Raw genomic sequence first — 19,505 nt, 5'->3', positions numbered from 1 at the left:
CCGCCGCGCGGTAAGGGGTCCTTTCACTATGAGCGTCCGATCAGGTCCCGTGGTCTGGTGCCGTGCATCGCAAGGCGCCGGAGCGGCCGCGATGGGGGTCCCCCCGCGCGAGGTTGTTCGAGCGTGGGGGAGGAGCCACGTGGGCGTTTCGGCAACGCGGCGAGGTGCGGTGCCAGACCACGCGACCCGGACGGGCATAGCGAAAGGACCCCTTAAGCCTCGTGTTCGTCGTTTCCGGGGCCACGCAGGGCGGAGCGGCTGGACGGCCCTCGTCCCCGCCGAGCGTGGTGTCAAGGCCGCCGGGTGCGGAGGCGGCGCGAGGCGTCCTCGGCGGCCGCCTCGTCGTGCGCGTCGGTCAGACCGGCCGAGGCGACGACCGTCACCGCTGCCGGGCCGAAGGATCCGACGGGGTTGCGGGAGCTGCCTGGTCGCCCTGATTCCGGCCTGCGTGAGCCGCCGGTTCCGTGGCGCGTGAGGTCCGGATCGGCGTGAAGAGGGCGATCACCGCGATCAGGACGCAGCACGCGCCGGCGACCAGGGCGACCGGTGCGGTACCCCGCCGTTCCGCGGCCCAGGTGAGGACCGCCGCGCCGATCGGGGCCGCGGAGTACTGGAGGGTCCAGAACGCGGAGGTGACGCGGCCGAGCAGCGGTTCCGGGGTCACCTCCTGACGCAGTGACATCGAGCAGGTGCCCGCGATGCCGCCGCAGGCGAGGAACGCCGCGCTCAGTGCCGCGACGACGGTCACGTCCCGCGCCCAGCCCAGCCCGGCGAACGCCAGTCCGCACACCGCGACCGCACCGGTCCAGGTCGGCCCGAAGCCGAGGCCCCGGCGGATCCTGGCCACCAGCAGGGCACCGGTGATCGTGCCGAGCGCGCCGACTGCCATGACAGTGCCCACCGTTGTGTCGTCGTGGCCGAGGTCGTGCTTGACGTGGTAGATGACCAGGTCGGTCATGCCGAGGGTGAGGAAGCTGAAGACGAACAGCAGGGCGGTCAGGGAGCGCAGCACCGGATGGCCGTACAGGAAGGACACCCCGGTCCGCAGGTCCTGCCACAGGCTCCGCTTCCCGACCTGGCCGCCGTCGTCCCCGGAGCGCGGGGCGAACCGTACGAAGAGCATGCAGGCGGCCGACACCCCGAAGCTGGCCGCGTCCACGCCCACGGCGGCGGCCGGGCCGGTCCAGGCGGCGACGAGTCCCGCGCTCAGCGGGCCGAGCACGCCCGCCGCGGCGGCGGTCGCGTTCAGCCGGCCGTTGGCCTCGGTGAGCTGCCCGGTGCCGACCAGGCTGCGGACGACGGTGACGTAGCCGACGGCGAAGAGCATGCCGACGGCCTCGCACAGCGGCAGGACGGCGTACAGCAGCCAGACCTGCGGGCCGAACAGCCACACCAGCGGGATCACGCCGTACAGCACCATGCGCACGAGGTCGCAGACGATGAGCAGCCGGCGGCGGTCGACCCGGTCCACCAGGGCCCCGGCGAAGACGGCCGCCAGCACCGAGGCGGCTCCGCCGACCGCGGTGAGCAGGCCCATCCGGGCGAGAGAGCCGGTGGCCTGGAGGACCAGCAGGGGCAGGGCGATCAGGGCGAAGGAGTCACCGAGGACGGAAAGGGTCTGCGCGACCCAGAAGACCCCGAAGTCCCGTTGCCGCCACAGCGGACGGCGGCTTTTCGCGGGCGGCGGGCCGGCTGATCGTGAGGGCGGTGCGGGTGGTGTCCGGTCGCCCGGCTCGCCCTCGCGCTGCGCCTCGTACGCCACGCGGCCCCTCCCCCTTGTCCTGGACCCGGCAACCCTACGGCTGCCCTGCGGTGACCCGCACCTGAATTGAACGCCGCCGCCGGCAGTCGGCCATGCCCCTCACCGGAGTGGGTGGGTCCGACGCGGCGGGGTCGCACGCCGCTACGGTGACGCCATGACCGTGGGCACCGAGGAAACCCGGCTGATCGTCCTGCGCGGCAACAGCGCCTCCGGCAAATCGACGGTCGCGGCCGGCCTTCGAGACCGCTTCGGCCGGGGACTGGCCATCGTCGGCCAGGACAACCTCCGCCGGGTCGTCCTGCGCGAGCGCGACCGGCCGGGAGCGGCCAACATCGGCCTGATCGACACCGTCGCCCGCTATGCCCTCGACGCCGGCTACCACGTCGTGGTCGAGGGCATCCTCTACGCCGACCGCTACGGCGGCATGCTCACCCGGCTCCGCGCCGACCACCGCGGCCCGGCCCACGCCTACTACCTGCACGTCCCCTTCGAGGAAACCCTCGCCCGGCACGCGACCAAGCCCGACCTGGTCGACGTCACCGAGCGGGATCTGCGCTCCTGGTACCGACCCCTCGACCTCCTCCCCGACGCCACGGAGACGGTCATCGACGCCGCGAGTTCCCTCCCCGAGACGGTCGACCGCATCATGCGCGAGACCGGTCTGGCGGGGCTTGGGGCGCTGGAGAGTCGACGAGGGTCAGGTCTCACCCTTCCTACGTCCGACTCGGCTTGAGGTCAAGGCTGCCCCGGACAGCCGACCCGGGGCACGGCGATCCACCTCGTCTCTCACTGTTCCCCCAACTGACGTTGCCCGTCACACTGTTCGCCGGTGAACCTGAGCAGCGTTCACCTTCCACCCCCCGCTTCCTCCCACCGGAGAGACACCCCCATGAGACGACTCATCGGCACCCTCGCGGCCGCCGCCCTCGCCGTGACCGGTCTCGCCGCCACCGGCACGACGCCCGCGGCAGCGGCCACCACCGGCTCGTTCAACGTCCTGACGTACAACGTCGCCGGTCTCCCCGAAGGCCTCAGCTCCGGCAAGCCGGCGACGAACACCCCGCTGATCTCCCCGCGTCTGGCGTCGTACGACATCGTGAACGTCCAGGAGGACTTCAACTACCACGCGGCCCTGTACGCGGGCGACAACCACCCGTACCGCACCGCGACCAGCGGCGGTGTGCCGTTCGGCGACGGCCTCAACACCCTCTCGGACCACCCCTTCGAGGACTTCGAGCGGGTGAAGTGGAACAACTGCACCGGCACCAACTGCCTGACCCCGAAGGGCTTCACGCTCGCCCGGGTCCGGCTCGCCGAGGGCGTCTTCGTGGACCTCTACAACGTCCACACCAACGCCGACGCGACCGACGACGCGCTGGCGGCCCGGCGCGCCAACATCGAGCAGCTGTCCGACTTCATCCAGGCGAACTCCGCGGGCAACGCGGTGATCGTGATGGGTGACACGAACACGCGGTACACGCGCACGGGCGACAACATCCGCACGCTGGTCACGGAGAACGGCCTGACGGATCCGTGGGTGAAGCTGGTGAAGGGCGGTGCGGCACCGGCGCAGGGCGCCGACGCGCTGGTGTGCCCGACGACGGCCCCGACCGACGACTGCGAGGTGGTGGACAAGGTCCTCTACCGCGGCAGCGAGCTGCTGACCCTGGACGCCACCCGCTACCACAACGAGTGGGCGTCCTTCCTCGACTCCGCGGGCGCCAACCTGTCCGACCACTTCCCGCACACGGTCGACTTCTCCTACACGCTCGACTCGTCCCTGAAGGCGAGCGACTTCATCGGCGGCCCGCACGGCACGGCCTTCAACGACGCGGACGACCTGCCCGCGACCCCCTCCCCCCGCACGCTGACCCTCCGCGGCGGCTCCCGCCTGGACGCCGTGTCCCTCACCCACGACGGCGGTACGACCCTCACCCACGGCGGCACGGGCGGCACGGCCGGCTCCCTGACCCTCGCCGCAGGCGAGCACCTCACGTCGGCAAAACTGACACAGGGGCAGAAGGACGGCCGTACGCGGATCTTCTCGGCGGCGTTCACCACCGACAAGGGCCGCACCCTGTCCTCCGGTACGGCGACCACGGACACGAAGACCTTGACGGCCCCGACCGGCTGGCAGATCGTCGGCTTCACGGGCCGTGCGGGCGGCGAGATCGACAAGCTGGGCGTGCTGTACGCGCCGATCCGCTGAGGCCGGTCGGCGTCACGCGCCGGACAGCCGGGCGTCACCCTAGGGCACCTAGGCCATAAGCTAGGTGCCCTAGCCGACGGTATCGCGGAGGTCCCCCCAGTGCCCAGAGCCGGCCTCACCCCCGACCGCATCACCGCGGCCGCCGCCGAACTGGCCGACGAGGCCGGTTTTGAACACGTCACGCTCTCCGCCCTGGCCCGGCACTTCGGCGTCAAGGACGCGAGCCTGTACTCGCACGTCAGGAATCTGCAGGACCTGCGCACCCGGGTCGCCCTCCTCGCCGGCGGGGAGATGATCGACCGGATCGCCGCCGCCGTGGCGGGGCGGTCGGGAAAGGACGCGCTGGCCGCCTTCGCCGGGGCCTACCGGGAGTACGCCCTCCAGCACCCGGGCCGGTACGCCGCCACCCGGATCCGGGTCGACCCGGCCCTCGTCACCGGCTCCGCCGCCATGCTCCGCACCGCCGAGATCACGTACGGCATGCTCCGTGCCTACGGTCTCGACGAACCCGACCTCACCGACGCCGTACGGCTGCTGCGCGCCACCTTCCACGGCTACTGCGCCCTGGAGTCCGCAGGCGGCTTCGGTCACCCCCGCGCCGTGCAGGCGTCCTGGGACAGGGCGATCGACGCCCTGCACATCACCCTCGAACACTGGCCCCGCGAGACGAAGAGCGATGACTGAGCCACCACTCCACTACGACGTTCGTGGCGAGGGGCCCGTCCTCCTCGTCATCCCCGGTGGCGCCGGCCATCCCATGGGGCTCGAGGCGATGACGGACGTGCTCGCCGAGCACTTCACGGTCGTCACGTACGACCCGCTCGGCCTCGCCCACGGCCGCCTCGGCCGCCCCGTCCACGACCAGCGGGTCGAGGAGTGGAGCGACGGGGCGTACCGGGTGCTCCAGCGGACGCTGCCCGAAGGGGAGTTCGCGTATGTTCTCGGCACCAGCTCGGGCGGCATCGCGGCCCTCGACCTGCTCGCCCGGCATCCTCGGCGACTGCGGCACGTCGTCGCACACGAGCCGCCGTGCGTGGGCGTACTGCCGGACGGGGACCGGCAGCGGGCCATGTTCCGGGAGGTGTACGACACCTATCGCGCGGCGGGGCTCCAGGCCGCCGGCGCACGGCTCGGCGCCGGACTGACGGGGCAGACGGTGGAGCCTCTTCAGGGTCAGTCCCTCTCTCGTGACGAGGAGTTGGGTCATCCGATGGCCGTCTTTCTCGCCCATGTCCTGGTGCCGTTCACCTCCTACGTGCCCGACCTGGGAGCCTTTCCTCCGCGTCTCACCCTCAGCGCCGGATCCGTCTCACGGGGGCAACTCCTCCACCGCACCGCCGAGTTCATCGCCGATCGGACCGGGAGCGACTTCGTTGAGTTCCCCGGTGGGCACATCGGCGCCGTCGAGCACCCCCTTGCCTTTGCCGAACGGCTCAGGGAGACCCTGCTTCCGGCCGCCTGAGGGGCTCCCCGACCACGCCTCGACCTCGGCGTACGACGGTGCCGCGCCCCGGGGTGCACGGCCCGCCCGGATCTCCGTCACCGTCTCCAGCGCCGCGCCCAGCGCACGCCGGTACAGCAGCGAACCCAGGCTGACGCGCCGTACGCCGAGGTCGGTGAGGTGGGGGACGGTCGGGCCGGTGGGCGAGTAGAGGAGGTTGAGGGGCACGTCGAGGTGGCGTACGAGGGCGGCGATCCGGGCCGGGTCGGTCAGGCCGGGGACGAACACCCCGTCGGCGCCCGCCTGTTGGTAGGTGTCCAGGCGGGTCAGGGTGTCCGCGAAGTCGCCGTCGCCCAGCCAGTGGGTGTCGGTGCGGGCGTTCACGAACAGGGCGGGGGCCGCGGACTTCACCGCGGCGATCTTCCGGGCGTGCAGGGCCGCCGGGCCCAGGCCGTCCTCCAGGTTGATGCCGGCCACCCCGACCACGGACAGCTCGCGCGCCAGCTCCGCCACCCGCTCCGGGTCCTCGCTGAAGCCGTTGGCCGCGTCGACGGAGAGCAGGAAGGGTTCCGTGCCCAGGGTCAGGGCGAGTTGGAGGGTGTGCTCGCGGGTGGCCGGTGATCCGTCGGGCAGCCCCACGGCCGCGGCGACGGCGAGGCTCGTCGTGCCGATGGCACGGAAGCCCTGCCCGGCCAGGGCCGTCGCGGAGGCGTGGTCCCAGGCGTTGGGGAGCAGCAACGGCTCCTTGGCGTGGTGCAGTGCGGCGAACGCGGTCATGTCCGCCACGGTAGGGGCGGCTCGGTTCGGTGCCCGCCGAAGTGTTCCGGCGGCAGCCCGAGCTCCCCTGGCCCGCACGGCAACCTTTGATCGTCCGGCGGCGACTGACCGACATGACATCCGCAAGACGCCCCGTACGGCAAGGACCGTCTGCTGCTGTCCTGGGAGTCCGTCAACTTGACCCGGCCCTAAAGGACCGGGCTTGGAGGTAGTGCCCAGCTGGCTGCTGGGGTGGACTCCTCCGTCCAGACACCCCTATGGGGTGGCAGGGACGCGTGACTCACGCCCCGCATTCCACGCGATCTCGCCACGGGTGGCGATGTTGTGGGAAGCATTCCGGTCGGCGTGGGCAACGACCCCGCACCCCCGGCAGATGAAAAGCCCCTGGTCGACACGGTTTCGCTTGTCGACGTGGCCGCACTCGGCGCACGTCTGCGACGTGTACGCGGGATCAACGAAGACCAGGGGCACCCCGGCCCGCTTGGCCTTGTAGACGATGAAGTCTCCGAGCTGGGCGAAGGCCCAGGAGTGGAGTGCGACCCGTTGGGGCTTGCGGAGCCGTACCCGGTTGCGGATGCCCTTGAGTTCTTCGAGGGACAGGCCGCGTCCGGTGCGTTCAGCCTCGGTCACGATCGTCTTGGAGATGATGTGGTTGGTGTTCGCGGCGTGCCGCGCTTCCTTGCGGGCACGGGCCTTGAGCCGCCGCTTGGCGCTCTTGGTGCGCTTCTTCTGGAGCTTGGCCCGCAGGGCAAGCTGTCGCTTGCGGTACCGGTTGAGCCCCCGCCCGGCGGCGAGGTAGCCGGTGGAGGCGGTGGCGATGTTCTCGATCCCGAGGTCCACGCCGATGAAGCCGTCCGGCTCGTACTGCTCGGCCTCGGTCACGTCACAGGTGGCGACGAGGTAGAATACGCCGTCGCGCTCGATCAGGTCGGATTCGCCCTGCCGGTGCGCCTGGAGCATCTTGAGCGCGTCCGGGGAGCACACGAACGGCACGTTCTTGACCCGGCCGTCCACGGTCCAGATGGACACGGTCTGCTGGTCGTACTGCCAGCTCAGACACCGGTCGTCATACGGCTGGGCGGCCTCGGGGCGAAAGGTGATCGGCTTGGACTCGGCCTTGCGGCGACGCTTGGAGCCTTCCTTGCCGAGGTTCCCGGCCCGGATGTTGGCCTTGAGCGTGGTGTACGAGTCGCGCACCTTCTTGATGACGTGTTGCGCGGCCTGAGCTCCCAGCCCACGGGCTTTGAGTTCGGCGTAGGTGTGCTTGCGCAGCTCGTACTCACGCGACACGCCGTGTTCGAACGCCACCTGCGACACCCAGTTCGCGGCGTCATTGACCGTGCGCAGGGTGCGCTCAAGCACGAATGCCTGCACGGCATCCGGTGTGAGTTTGACCTGCGTCACGATCTTCACGGGCGTGATCGTAGCATTGATCTATGTCACCACGCTGGGAGCCAAACCCCGATATCCGCAGGGGCCGTAGCGTCGTCTACACCCTCCACGCGCACTTGGTCTTCACTCCCAAGTACCGGCGCGGACCATTCACCGACGAGATCCTTCGGCGCTGCGAAGAGGTCATGCGCGACGTGTGCACCGACTTCGGCGCGGAGCTGCGGGAGTTCAACGGCGAACGCGATCACGTCCACCTGCTCGTGCACTACCCGCCCAAGGTCGCCATCTCCCGGCTCGTAGGCTCCCTCAAGGGTGTCTCCGCCCGGCGCCTACGGCAGGAGTTCCCCGGCCACATCCGCAAGTACCTGTGGGGCGAGCACTTCTGGTCGCCGTCCTACTTCGCCGCCTCGTGCGGGGGCGCCCCGCTCGCCGTCATCAAGGAGTACATCGAGAACCAGAAACGACCCGCCTGAGCTGGCTCAGGTCAACAGTGCAGACCCGTGCACCCGCGCGGGTCAGAGCAGCGTTAAGAAGCGCTTCCTCCAGGGCGTGAACGCCCGGGGTTCCGCGCTAGATCATGCTGAAGAACGCCAAGTGCGCGAGCGGCACCTGCACGGGCACCTTCACGGGCACGCATCTGCGGCTCATCGACTGGAACGGGAAGTTCCAGAGCGCGGACAAGGTCGTCGCGGCGCGGATGACGGGTGACATCGCGGTGCAGAAGGACGGCACGCTGATGTGGGCGTACGTGCCCGTGACGCCGAGCTACGCGACCGCGCTCACCGGCGCGTCGCCGGCCTCGACGAGCCTGAGGATCGCCCGCGTCACGCCGTGAGGGCGCCCGCGGGCCGGCCCGCGGGCGCGCCCGCAGAAGATCAGCCACCCGTGGCGCGGGAGGCCGGCACGGCTGTTCACGGCCGTGGCGGGCGCGCTGCGCTCACCCGCGGGTCATCCGGCCGGGCGGGACTCGACGCGTACGGCGGACTCGTCCAGCCGCACCCGTGTCTCGGGCCCCTCGCTCCACCGGACCGTCAACTCCCCTGCCGCGTCCGTCCGTACGCTCACCGTCTCCCCCAGCGGTACGGGGTCCGGCTCGGCGGTGAGCCGGGCCAGCGCGACGAACAGGGTGCCGCCGTCCCCGGTGACACCCGTGAGCTCGTCGTCCAGGCCGACCACGGGCACCAGTTCGGCGCGCACCCCGTCGCCTGCCACCCACCCGGTGACCCGCACCGCGGTCCCCGGCGCGGCACCCGACACGAGATGCGCCCGCACCTCGCTCACCCCGCGCGCGAGCACCACGCTGGTCACCCGCGCTCCCCCGCCCGCCGTGTGCCGCGAGGCCACCCAGCCGTCGCCGACGCCCAGGGGCTCGATCCCGGTACGGCTCGGGTCGTCGCCGACGATCACGCTGTTGTCGTACGACGGTGAAGGCGTCGTCACCGTCGAGTAGGCGAGGCGCGTGTAGTACGGGTCGTAGCGGACGTCCTCGCTGCCGTGGTTGTGGAGGCGGACGAGCCCGTCCGAACGCGTGGACTGCAGCAGCCAGTTGGGGGCGGCGATCGACGTCACGGCGTCGGACCGCTCGGCCGGGCCCGGTTCTTCGGCGGCGGTCCACACCTCGTGGTCCGGCGGCAGGAGGAGCCCGAGGAAGCCCTTGCTGGCCCAGTACGGGGAGGCGGGGCCCGAATAGCCCTGCAGGACGGCCGGGTCGGGCCCGTGCCAGCCGAGGGTGAGCAGGCCGCGCGAGTCGACCGCGTCCCGGTCCAGGAAGTACTTCAGCGCACCGGAGGCCAGCCGCCGCGTCTCCCCCGGTGCCAGCGGCGTACGGCCGGTCATCGCGCCGAGCCACAGCGGGGCGGTCGTCGCGAAGCGGTACGTCAGGGAGCGGCCCTGGTGCAACGGGGCGCCGTCGCCGCCGAACAGGCGGGCGTAGTCGGCGAGGTGGCGTTCCAGGCGGCCGCCGTAGAGGTCCAGGAGCCGGTCGTCGTCGGCGAGCCAGGCGTGCAGCACCGGGTAGAGGTGCATGGCCCAGCCGTTGTAGTAGTCGAACTTGCGGCCGTCGCCGTCGGTGTACCAGCCGTCGCGGACGTACCACTGTTCGATGCGTTCCAGGCCGTTGTCGATCGCCTTGCGGGACGCGTCGGTCTCGTGGCCGATCTCCTGGAGGAAGCCGCCGACCGTGACGGGGAACAGCTCCCAGTTGCAGGGCCAGGCCTCGGCGGTGAGCGCGTCGCCGAGCCAGGCCGCCGCCCGCTGGCGCACGCCCTCGTCCAGGCGGTCCCACAGCAGCTGCCGGGTCAGCCTGAGCGCGAGGGCGATCGACGCGGCCTCGACGAGCGGCTGGCTGCGGTCCTCGATGCGCGGCCAGACGCCCGACACGCCCGCGGCGAGCCCGTCGGCGTAGCGTTCCAGGGCGGTCTCGTCGCGGCGGAAGGCTGCCAGCAGCAGGGTGCGGGCGTAGCCCTCCAGGCCGTCGGAGAGGGTTCCCGACCAGCTCTCGTGGCCGCCGGGGAAGTGGTAGAGGGCGCGGTCCTCGGTGGCGTACGGCTCGACGGCCGCGAGCAGGGCGTCGGCCGCCGCCTCCCAGTGGGCGCGGGTGCAGCCGGTGAGCGGGCTGAGGGTGCGGTCGTCGGGAGGCAGCTGCATGGGTCTCTTTCGTGCGGGGTGTGCTTGCTCGACTCGAATCGGCCTAAGGGGTCCTTTCACTATGAGCGTCCGATCAGGTCGCGTGGTCTGGTGCCGTGCATCGCAAGGCGCCGGAGCGTCCTCGTGGCGGAGCCACGTGGGCGTTTCGGCAACGCGGCGAGGTGCGGTGCCAGGCCGCGCGACCCGGACGGGCATAGTGAAAGGACCCCTAAGCCTGGGGCGCCCCGGTTCCGGTCGGAGCGCCCCAGGGGTCTATGACACCCGCACCAGGCCCTTGGGCACCAGATGCTGGGCGACGAGTTCGTCACGGACCAGTTGCGCGTACACGGTCGCGCCGTGGGCGGATGTGTGCGTGTTGTCCCGTTTCTCGTTGTAGAGGTACAGCGCCTTGGAGCCCTCGACCCCGAGCGACTCCACGACCGCCTTCGTCTTCGCCGTCAGGTCGATCAGCGGGACGTCCTCGGCGGCGGCGACCGAGCGGACGACCTCGGGATGGTTCACACCGAGGCCGTTGACCAGGAGCGCGGTGCCGTTGTTCAGGGTGCCGTCGGAGTTGAACCAGCGGCGCACGATCGGGGTGACGAGGACCGGCTTGCCGCCCTTCTCCCGTACGCCCGCCACCAGAGCCTCCAGGTTCGCCCGGTAGGTCGCCTCGTCCGTCGTCTTGTCGTTGTGGGCGAGCTGGATCAGGACCAGGTCACCGCGGCGGATCTGCGGTTGGACGGTGGCCCACAACTGGGGGTTCCCCAGATACGTCACCGTACTCTCGCCGGAATCGGCGTAGTTGGCGACGGACACGCCCTTGCGGAGGTACTGGGGCAGTTGCTGGCCCCAGCCGGAGTACGGGTCGCCGGGCTGGTCGCAGACCGTGGAGTCGCCGACGAGGAAGATCTGGCGGGCGTGCCGGGTGGTGGTGACCTTGATGTCGGCGAGCGCGGGCGCCGTGCCGCCCAGTACGAGGTCCAGGCCGGGGGTGCCAGCGGGTCCGGTCGGCTCGCCCTCGGGGGTACGGACGTTCACGGTGAAGCTGCGGGCGACCCGCTCGCCGGCCGCGACGGTGGTCTCGGGGAGCATGGAGCGCCGGGTCTCGCCGGCGATGCTCGTGCTCGACCCGGCGTCGCCGCCGAGGAGGACCAACACGTCGTAGGTGCCGGGCGGGAGGTCGAAGTGGCAGGCGGTGGCGGTGCAGTGGTCGATGCCCAGGGGGCGCTGACCGCCGTGCGCCTGGGCGGGTACGGCGATCACTGTGGCGCTCAGGGTCAGCGCCGCCAGCACGGCGAGGTTGAAACGTCTCATTCGGCTCCTCCGAGGGTCCTGCGGCAGGGCGACAAGGCCTGGCGGCTGGACCGTACCGCTCCTGGCAAGCGCTTTCTAGTCCTTGGATCGTTTTCACATGATTGCCAACTCGAGAGCAGCGAAAGCCCTTTCGCGAAATCGATTCAACTGTCACTCTGCCAACCAGGATCGCCGGGCAGGCCCCGGCACCCGACCCCCACACCAACTGAAGGAGGCACCCCCATGTCCGGAACCGCGAACAACAGACCGGTCCGACGCCGTACCTTCGTCCTCTCCGCCGCGGCCGCCGCCGGTACGGCCGCCCTCACCGGCCCGCTCGCCCAGACCGCGTCCGCCGCGGCCTTCGGCTACACCGACGACGGGTCGAACTACGTCGTCGACACCGGTGCCAACCTCGTCTTCAAGGTCAGCAAGACCAACGGCGACCTGACCTCGCTCGTCTACCGCGGCGTGGAGTACCAGGGCTACGGCGGCATGAACTCGCACATCGAGTCCGGCCTCGGCGCCTCCACCGTGAGCATCAGGCAGTCCGGTACGACGATCCTGATCTCCGTCGCGTACGGCACGCTGAAGCACTACTACGCGGCCCGCAGCGGCGAGAACAACGTCTACCTGTGGACCAACAAGGCCGACACGTCCGTCTCCGCGACCCGCTACATCCTGCGCGTGAAGAAGGGCCTCTTCCTCAACGACGAGCCCGACTCCTACACGTACACGAACAGCACCATCGAGGCCTCGGACGTGTTCGCGAAGTCCGACGGCCAGACCCGCTCGAAGCACTATTCGAAGCTGCGGGTCATGGACTACGACTACGTCGGCTGGACGACCGGCAGCGTCGGCCTGTGGATCGTCCGCAGCAACCACGAGAAGGCCTCCGGCGGTCCGTTCTACCGCTCGCTGCTGCGCCACCAGAGCGCGGACGGCGGCGGCCTGTACGAGATCCTGTACTACGGCCAGAACCAGACCGAGGACCAGCGCTTCGGTCTCCAGGGCCCGTACGTCGTCTCCTTCACGGACGGCGGAGCGCCCTCCTCGTCGCTGTTCCCGGGCACGCTCACCACCTCCTGGGCCGACTCGCTCGGCATCTCGGGATACGTCGGCGCGAGCGGCCGGGGCCGGGTCGCGGGGGTCGGCATCACGGGACGGAACACGGCGCACCCGTACACGGTCGGGATCGCCAACTCGGCGGCACAGTACTGGGGTTCGGCGCGGGCGTCCGACGGTTACTTCTCGATCGGCGGGGTGCTGCCGGGGACGTACACGCTGACCGTCCACAAGGGCGAGCTGGCTGTATACAGTACACAGGTGACCGTGTCCGCGGGCGGTACGACGACCCTCAACTCGATCGCGATCCCCTCCACGAACGACCCGTCCAACGCGAACGCCATCTGGCGGATCAACGACTGGAACGGCACGCCGAGCGGCTTCAAGAACGCCGGTCTGATGACGTACGCGCACCCGTCCGACGTCCGGGCCGCCTCCTGGACCGGCAACGTGGTGATCGGCAGCGGCAGCGAGACGTCCGCCTTCCCCTGCTACCTCTGGAAGGACGTCAACAGCGGTCTGCTGGTGTACTTCAAGCTGACCGCGGCCCAGGCCGCCGCCGCACACACCCTGCGGATCGGCGTGACGACGGCCTACGCCAACGGCCGGCCGCAGGTCGTCGTCAACGCCTGGACGTCGGCCATCCCCTCCCCGCCCACCCAGCCGAACACCCGGTCGCTGACCAACGGGTCCTACCGGGGGAACAACCACACGTTCACCTACAGCGTTCCGGCGAGTGCCTGGCTCACTGACACCAGCCAGTACAACGTGCTGAAGATCAACGTGGTGAGCGGATCGGGGACGACCTCCTACCTCAGCGCGGGCACGGCGATCGACGCGATCGACCTGCTGGTCTGACCTGACAGAGCATCATGTTCCGCGTGTCCACTGCTGGTTGGTCGCCCCGTTGCAGGTGTACGTGATCACCGAGGCACCATTGGCGGTGGACGCGCCGTTCACGTCCAGGCACTCGCCGCTCGTGCGGGCCTTTACGGTGACGTACGAGCCGCTGGTGGTCAGCGACCACTGCTGACTGGTCGCGGAGGTGTTGCAGTTCTCCTGCGTGACCGTGTTCGCGTTCTCCTGCACGCACAGGGAACTGCTCCTGACCATCAGCTGGTAGTAGCCGCCGGAGAGAGGCTTGAACCAGTACTTCTGGTTGTTGCCGCCGTTGCAGTCGTACTGCTTGATCTGGGCACCCTGCCACAGCGACTGGCTCGTCACGTCGGCGCACTTGGCCGAGTTCCGGGCGATCAGCGTGTTGTACGTGGCACTCGTGCCGCTGACCGTGCCGGCCGCAGTGTCGACGGTGACCTCCGGGGACCAGGACATGGACATCGAGGTCGAGCTGGGGAAGCTCAGCGGCAGCCACACGTACCGGGAGTCGTTGACGGTCCCGCCGAAGGAGTTGCCCCAGCGGTCGCCCAGGTAGAGGTACGACGTGCCCGAACTGCCCTGCACGGGCAGGACGAACGCGGTCTGCGAGCCGTACGTCGTCGAGTCGCCGACGTTGGTCATCGCCGACCAGGGGCCGGACAGCGAGGTGGCCGTCGCGTACTGCTGCTGGTTGGGGTTCCAGCCGGTCGCGCCCGAGGTCAGCATGAAGTAGACGTTGCCCCGCTTGAACAGGGCCGGCGCCTCGCGGTGGCCGCCGTGCCAGGGGTCGGCGACCAGGCTCGCGATGCCGGTGTAGTCGGCGGTCAGCCGGTAGATGTGCAGGTCGTAGTTCTCGCGGGCGGCGGAGATCATGTAGCCGGCGCCGTCGGTGTCCACGAAGACCGTGATGTCGCGGGACATGTGCTGGCCGAGCGGGCGGAAGCTGCCCCGCCAGGTGTAGTTGCCGTCGACGGTGTCGGAGACGGCGACGGCGGCGCGGGCCTCGCTGTAGTCGGTGCCGTTCTCCTTGTGCATCCACATCACGAACTTGCCGGTGGACGCGTTGTACATGACCTTGGGCCGCTCGATGTTGGCGGTGGCCAGCTCGGGGTCGGTCGCCTCGGTCAGGACGTGGTTGCGGAACTCCCAGTTCTTCAGGTCGGTGGAGCGGTAGGCGTCCACGTACCGGAAGGTGTTGTCGGCGTTGCGGTTCTCACCGAACCAGTAGTAGTAGGAGCCGACCTTGAGGACCCCGCCGCCGTGGGCGTGCACGGGGTTGCCCGTCGTGTCCGTGAACTGGGTGCCGTTGGTGATGGTCTGGGGTGCGGCCTGGGCGGGGCCGGCGGTGGCCAGGGCGCCGAGCAGCGCCAGGCACAGGGCGAGCAGTGCGGCGTAGGCACGTCTCATCTCAGGCACTCTCCTTGACCGGTTCGACGGAGGCGGTCGGCGCCGTGTCCGCCACGGGGATGCCGAAGTCGGGGGTGCCGTCGGCCTTCCAGCCGAGCTTCTGGACGCGGGTGTGGCGGTTGGGGTCGTTCAGCGGGTCGCCGACGATCTCCTTGTACTGGCGGGCGTGGTAGACGAGGACGTCGGTGCGGCCGTCCTCGGCGACGGTGAACGAGTTGTGGCCCGGCCCGTACTGCTTGGTCGTGTCGTTGCTGGTGAACACCGGCGTCGGCGACTTGGCCCAGCTGGCGGGGTCCATCAGGTCACTGCCCGCGTCGGCGGTCAGCAGGCCCATGCAGTAGTTGAAGTCGGTGGCGCTGGCGGAGTACGTCATGAAGAGGCGGCCGTTGCGGCAGATGACCGACGGGCCCTCGTTGACCTTGAAGCCGATGCACTCCCAGTCGTACTCGGGGGTGGAGAGTCGGACCTGAGGGCCCGTCAGGGTCCACGGGTTCGCCATCCTCGACAGCCACAGGGCGGTGTTGTTGCCCATTCCGGGCTCGTGCTGCGCCCAGGCGAGGTAGCGGCTGCCCCGATGGGTGAAGGTGGTGGCGTCCAGGGAGAAGGTCTCCCAGGCGGTCTTGAGCTGACCGCGCTCGGTCCAGGTCCCCTTGAAGGGGTCGCGGTGGGCGTTCTCCAGCACCCAGATACGGATGTCCCAGATCTTCTCGGCGGGCGCCGCGGCGAAGTAGATGTACCACTTGCCGCCGATGCGGTGGATCTCCGGTGCCCAGATGTGCGCGCCCATGTCGCCGGTCGCGTGCTTGGTCCAGATCACGGACTCGGCGGCGGTCGCGAGCCCGTTCAGGGTGCGGGAGCGGCGCAGGATGATGCGGTCGTACTCGGGCGCGGTCGCCGTGAAGTAGTAGTGGCCGTCGGAGTGGCGGTGGATGTGCGGGTCGGCGCGGTTGCGGACGAGCGGGTTCACATACGGGGCTGCTTTCCGGGTCGGGGCGGCCTGGGCGATGCCGGGGGCGGCCGCCGCCAGGGCGCCCGCGGCCAGGGCGCTCTTGAGCAGCAGTCTGCGGTGGGGGTATTCGGGCAGGTCGGTGTCGCGGCTCATACACACTGCCTCTCGCGGGGGGTACGAGATGTTCGGAATTACGAACGACATCTGTCATGACGAACGCCGAAAAGGTACGGGTGTGCAACCGGGAGGTCAACGGGTTCGACGAGACTGGAGAAGGCGCTTTCTACCGGGCGAATTTCTGTTATCCGCAGGCGTGCCGATCCGTCTCCGATCCGTGCGCAGCCATACCCACAAGACAGCAGCGGCCGCCGGCGCCCTCGCGGCCGTGGCCGCCCTCCTCGCCACCGCTCCCCCGGCGACGGCCGCCGGGAACCGGGACGTCACCGCCGACGTGCTCGCGGACCGCGACGTGACCCTCACCGGCGACACGGTCGTCACCGTGCCGTCGGGGACGACGACGTACGACGGAGTCTTCCGCGGCGAGGGCACGCTCACCGTGCGCGGCAGCGGGACGCTGGTCCTGACCAAGGACAGCGACTTCACCCTGCCGAAGTCCCGTCAGCGGCAGAAGGTGGCGACACCCGGCGGCAACCACCCCTACGTCACCACCGCCAACCCCGATCCGCCCGCGATCACGGTCCAGCGGGGCGCCACCCTGCAGTACGGCACCGGCGGGACCACCGGGCTGATCGGCCACTTCCCGTACAACACCCCGGCGTTCCGGCTCAACCAGGACAACATCCGGGTCGACGGCACCCTGCGGCTCTCCCTGAGGAGCGCCTACAACCTGGGCACCATCAGCGGCTCAGGACTGATCACCCAGCCGCGGTTCCTCTGGGGCACCTGGGACTTGTCGGGCACCCACTCGTTCTCCGGAGTGATCGACAACGGCACCCAGGTGAACGCCGGACGGCCCGAGTTCGCGACCTCACTGCCGAACGTGCGCAAGGTCCTCAACCAGGGCACCTGGACCGTGGACACCCCGCTGGGCCAGACCGTCACCGAGGGCATGGACTTCTACCAGCGCGAGTACGGCAGCGACATCAACGTCCAGTCGCGGCCCGGCAGCAAGGTCGTCCTCACCGGCCAGTACAGCTGGTCGGACCAGGGCGGCGACACCAACCCCTCGCTCAGCGACCCCGCCCTGAACTGGACGCCCGCACGGAAGAACGTCAACAAGCGCGGCACCAACATCAAGGGCGCCAACGTGCAGTGGGGCGACGGCACCACGAACAGGATCTTCATGCCGGGCACCGCCGAGACGGTCTACATCAACCTCCTTGCGGCGCGCTCCCGTTCGCTCCTCACCTTCGACTACAACGGCCCGGTGACGCTGGGAGCGCCGATCGGTGGCGGCGTGTTCCACGACACGCTGTCCGCCCCCGGAGCCGGGGACGTCGTCATCGCGGGGACGCGCGGGAACGACGTCACCTTCGCGGCCAAGCAGTACTACGACGGTTCGACGACCGTACGCAAGGGCGCGGTGCTGCGGCTGGGCTCGGCACAGGGGGACGGTTCCCTGCTGACCGGCACCGAGCGCCGACGGGTCGTGAACGACGGGACGCTCGTCGTGAACAACGCGAAGACCCCGGTCTCCCTGGCGCACTTGAGCGGGAGCGGTGCGCTCACGCAGGCGGGGGCGGCCACGACGACCCTGACGGGCGGCGCGGTGACGTACACCGGGGCCACGACGGTGAAGAAGGGGACGCTGGCCCTGCGGTCGGGGGCGACTCTGGTCCGCAGCAAGGTGATCCGGCTCTCCTCGGCCAGGTCGCGGCTGGACGCCGGCCCGTCCGGGCTGCGGGTGGCGACCACGCTGACCGGCACCGGCACGGTGAAGGGAGCCGTGACGAACGAGGGCGTCGTCGCGGGCGGCCTCACGGTCTCCGGCGACTACACGCAGCGTGCGCAGGGCGAACTCGTCCTGCGGGACAGGCCGTTGAGGGTGACGGGGGCGGTGCGGCTGGCCGGGGAACTGGATCTGTCGGCCGCCGGGTCCGCCACCGCGCGCGAGATCACCGTGCTGGAGCACGCGGGGCGCGCCAAGACCGGCGGTGCGTTCACCGGCCTCAAGGAGGGCACGAAGGTGAAGCTCGCCGACACGACGTATCGCATCAGCTACAAGGGGGGCGACGGAAACGACGTCGTGCTCGGTGCGGACGCCGTGAGCCCGTCGCCCTCTGTTGCTCGCGGGACGGAGTCGGCCGGAGCCGTTGCGGCCGACACGCGTGCGGTCAACGCTGCGAGTGGCGGGCTCGGCTGGTGGCCGTATGCGCTCGCGGTGGGACTGTTTTTGGGGCTTGTGGTGCCGGCGGCCCGGCGTGGACGGCGGAAGGGCGGGCGACACGCGGCTCATGGGTAGCGGTGCCCGGCGTTGCGGCTGGGGTCGCGGGGTGTCGCTTTACCGCGCTTGCGGGGTGCCGCTGCGCCCACACGCGCCGCCCCAGCGGCACGACTGCCCGCAGCTGGGGCGCGGCTGGGGTGTCAGCGGCCGCTCGGGGCCTCCGGGAAGCCCAGCCTGGGCGCGAGTGTTCGGGCCTCCGTCGCCCACTCCGCCAGGAACGCGAGGGTCGAGCCGCGTTCCCGGTAGCGGCGTTCGGCGTCCACTGGGCGGTCGCCGCCGTAGGCCAGCTGCTCCTCGCCCGCGCGGGCCAGCATGAGCGCGGTGAGCCAGTCGTACTTGACGGCTGAGGCGCAGACCGCGAGCCGTACGAGGTTCTCGTCGCCCTTCCAGCCGCTGTCGCGCAGACCCCGCAGATACGCCTCGTAGGCCCCCGCCGCGTACTCGGGGAGGCGAGCGGCCGGGACGAACAGGTCGAAGACGGTGTCGGGGAGGTAGTTGCCGAGGTCCTCCCCGAGGGCTCCGTCGCCGGCGAACGCCCAGTCGAACACGACGCTGCGGGGGCCGTCGGCGCAGGTGTTGGCGGGCCACAGGTCGAGGTGGCTGAAGGTGCGCGGCAGGGCCTCCATGACGTCGAGGAACCACTCGCGGTCGTGGTGCAGCCGGACCATGTCACGGCGCAGACCCTCGGGGAAGTGGTCGCGGACCAGGGGTTGCTGCCAGGCCTCGTCGTCGTCGAGGAGTTCCTGGCCGAAGATGTTGCTGCCGACGTACTGGCGCAGGAAGCGGTGTGAGAGCCACGGCTCGTCGGCCACCGCGCCGACGGCTCCCTGGGCGGCGCCCAGGCGGCAGGCGTGTTCGATGTGCCGGGCGGTCTTCCAGCGGGTGGCGGGTTCTCCGCGTACCCGCTCCAGCCACAGCGCGATGTCGCCGTCGGGCCGTTCGACGGGGGCCAGCAGCCGGGGTGCGCGGACACCGTACGGCTGCCAGACCTGCGCGAGGCCGGACGTGTAGACGTCGGCCTCGCGCCGCCAGTAGTTCCAGTGCCGGGGGTCCTCCGAGGCCGCCCAGCGTCCGGTGGCCTCCTTGGAGCGGGTGAGGACCTTCAGGATCGCGGAGCGGTCACCGGCGTTGACGACCCAGACGCCGCCGGTGACGCCGTTCTTGGGGTTGTGGGTGAGGGGCGCCAGGAAGACGGGCCCGGGGAAGGGGCCGAGGATCTGCCGGGCCTCCTCGTACACACCCTCGGCATCGGCGGCTTCGGCGCCCTCCGCGTCCACGGCATCGGTGTCGGACATCCCCCAA

15 protein-coding genes and 1 pseudogene are annotated in these 19,505 nt (G+C 70.4%); 8 read left to right on the top strand and 8 right to left on the bottom strand.

Annotated elements, in window-relative coordinates:
• Positions 1–379: 379 nt before the first annotated feature.
• Positions 380–1,762, bottom strand: a complete 1,383-nt coding sequence (locus KUM49_RS12170; RefSeq protein WP_217236783.1) for an MFS transporter — start codon at positions 1,760–1,762, stop codon at positions 380–382.
• Positions 1,763–1,916: 154 nt separating this feature from the next.
• On the opposite strand from KUM49_RS12170, the gene KUM49_RS12165 reads away from it, so the two are divergent.
• The 4 genes from KUM49_RS12165 (at position 1,917) to KUM49_RS50665 (ending at position 5,433) form a co-directional block, all read left to right on the top strand.
• The gene (locus KUM49_RS12165; protein ID WP_217236782.1) at positions 1,917–2,495 is read left to right on the top strand and encodes an AAA family ATPase; all 579 of its coding nucleotides are present in this window, start codon (positions 1,917–1,919) and stop codon (positions 2,493–2,495) included.
• 156 nt (positions 2,496–2,651) lie between these two features.
• Entirely contained in the window at positions 2,652–3,971 is a 1,320-nt protein-coding gene (locus KUM49_RS12160) for a jacalin-like lectin (protein WP_217236781.1), read from the top strand.
• A 99-nt stretch (positions 3,972–4,070) separates the two neighbouring features.
• Complete coding sequence (locus KUM49_RS12155) at positions 4,071–4,655, top strand: TetR/AcrR family transcriptional regulator (protein ID WP_217236780.1); 585 nt, start codon at positions 4,071–4,073, stop codon at positions 4,653–4,655.
• Positions 4,648–5,433: an alpha/beta fold hydrolase gene (locus tag KUM49_RS50665; protein ID WP_374200147.1), complete on the top strand. Its 786-nt coding sequence runs from the start codon at positions 4,648–4,650 to the stop codon at positions 5,431–5,433. The genes KUM49_RS12155 and KUM49_RS50665 overlap by 8 nt, the downstream gene beginning before the upstream one ends.
• Before the next feature lie 15 nt (positions 5,434–5,448).
• Here the strand turns inward: KUM49_RS50665 and KUM49_RS12150 are convergent.
• Positions 5,449–6,189: pseudogene (locus KUM49_RS12150) on the bottom strand (isocitrate lyase/phosphoenolpyruvate mutase family protein); the annotation flags it as partial.
• A gap of 255 nt (positions 6,190–6,444) precedes the next feature.
• Complete coding sequence (locus KUM49_RS12145; RefSeq protein WP_308406604.1) at positions 6,445–7,602, bottom strand: transposase; 1,158 nt, start codon at positions 7,600–7,602, stop codon at positions 6,445–6,447.
• Positions 7,603–7,625: 23 nt separating this feature from the next.
• Between KUM49_RS12145 and tnpA the strand changes: the two genes are divergently transcribed.
• Positions 7,626–8,054 carry an IS200/IS605 family transposase gene (gene tnpA / locus KUM49_RS12140; RefSeq protein ID WP_217236778.1) on the top strand — a complete coding sequence of 143 codons (429 nt, stop codon included), beginning with the start codon at positions 7,626–7,628 and terminating at the stop codon, positions 8,052–8,054.
• A 104-nt stretch (positions 8,055–8,158) separates the two neighbouring features.
• Entirely contained in the window at positions 8,159–8,416 is a 258-nt protein-coding gene (locus KUM49_RS12135) for a hypothetical protein (protein ID WP_254401088.1), read from the top strand.
• 113 nt (positions 8,417–8,529) lie between these two features.
• On the opposite strand, the gene KUM49_RS12130 is transcribed toward KUM49_RS12135, so the two are convergent.
• Both KUM49_RS12130 and KUM49_RS12125 read right to left on the bottom strand, forming a co-directional pair.
• On the bottom strand, positions 8,530–10,227 hold the full coding sequence (locus tag KUM49_RS12130) for a DUF2264 domain-containing protein (protein ID WP_217236777.1): 1,698 nt from the start codon (positions 10,225–10,227) through the stop codon (positions 8,530–8,532).
• A gap of 252 nt (positions 10,228–10,479) precedes the next feature.
• On the bottom strand, positions 10,480–11,523 hold the full coding sequence (locus tag KUM49_RS12125) for a rhamnogalacturonan acetylesterase (protein WP_217236776.1): 1,044 nt from the start codon (positions 11,521–11,523) through the stop codon (positions 10,480–10,482).
• Between the two features lie 222 nt (positions 11,524–11,745).
• Between KUM49_RS12125 and KUM49_RS12120 the strand changes: the two genes are divergently transcribed.
• Positions 11,746–13,425 (top strand): rhamnogalacturonan lyase B N-terminal domain-containing protein, encoded by a 1,680-nt coding sequence (locus tag KUM49_RS12120; protein WP_217236775.1) that lies wholly within the window; start codon positions 11,746–11,748, stop codon positions 13,423–13,425.
• 12 nt (positions 13,426–13,437) lie between these two features.
• Here the strand turns inward: KUM49_RS12120 and KUM49_RS12115 are convergent, their stop codons facing one another.
• Both KUM49_RS12115 and KUM49_RS12110 read right to left on the bottom strand, forming a co-directional pair.
• On the bottom strand, positions 13,438–14,850 hold the full coding sequence (locus KUM49_RS12115; RefSeq protein WP_217236774.1) for an RICIN domain-containing protein: 1,413 nt from the start codon (positions 14,848–14,850) through the stop codon (positions 13,438–13,440).
• Position 14,851: 1 nt separating this feature from the next.
• The gene (locus KUM49_RS12110) at positions 14,852–15,952 is read right to left on the bottom strand and encodes a family 43 glycosylhydrolase (protein WP_217236773.1); all 1,101 of its coding nucleotides are present in this window, start codon (positions 15,950–15,952) and stop codon (positions 14,852–14,854) included.
• 181 nt (positions 15,953–16,133) lie between these two features.
• Here KUM49_RS12110 and KUM49_RS12105 point away from each other — a divergent pair, with 181 nt between their 5' ends.
• A complete protein-coding gene (locus KUM49_RS12105) occupies positions 16,134–18,221 on the top strand; it encodes an autotransporter (RefSeq protein ID WP_217236772.1) in 2,088 nt (695 codons plus the stop codon).
• Positions 18,222–18,343: 122 nt separating this feature from the next.
• On the opposite strand, the gene KUM49_RS12100 is transcribed toward KUM49_RS12105, so the two are convergent.
• Positions 18,344–19,498: an aminoglycoside phosphotransferase gene (locus tag KUM49_RS12100; protein ID WP_217236771.1), complete on the bottom strand. Its 1,155-nt coding sequence runs from the start codon at positions 19,496–19,498 to the stop codon at positions 18,344–18,346.
• Between the last annotated feature and the right edge of the window lie 7 nt (positions 19,499–19,505).

It is taken from the genome of Streptomyces sp. AC555_RSS877, assembly GCF_019049245.1.
Lineage (GTDB): Bacteria > Actinomycetota > Actinomycetes > Streptomycetales > Streptomycetaceae > Streptomyces.
Note: the sequence above shows the minus strand (reverse complement) of the source record. Positions and strands in the feature narration are given on the sequence as shown.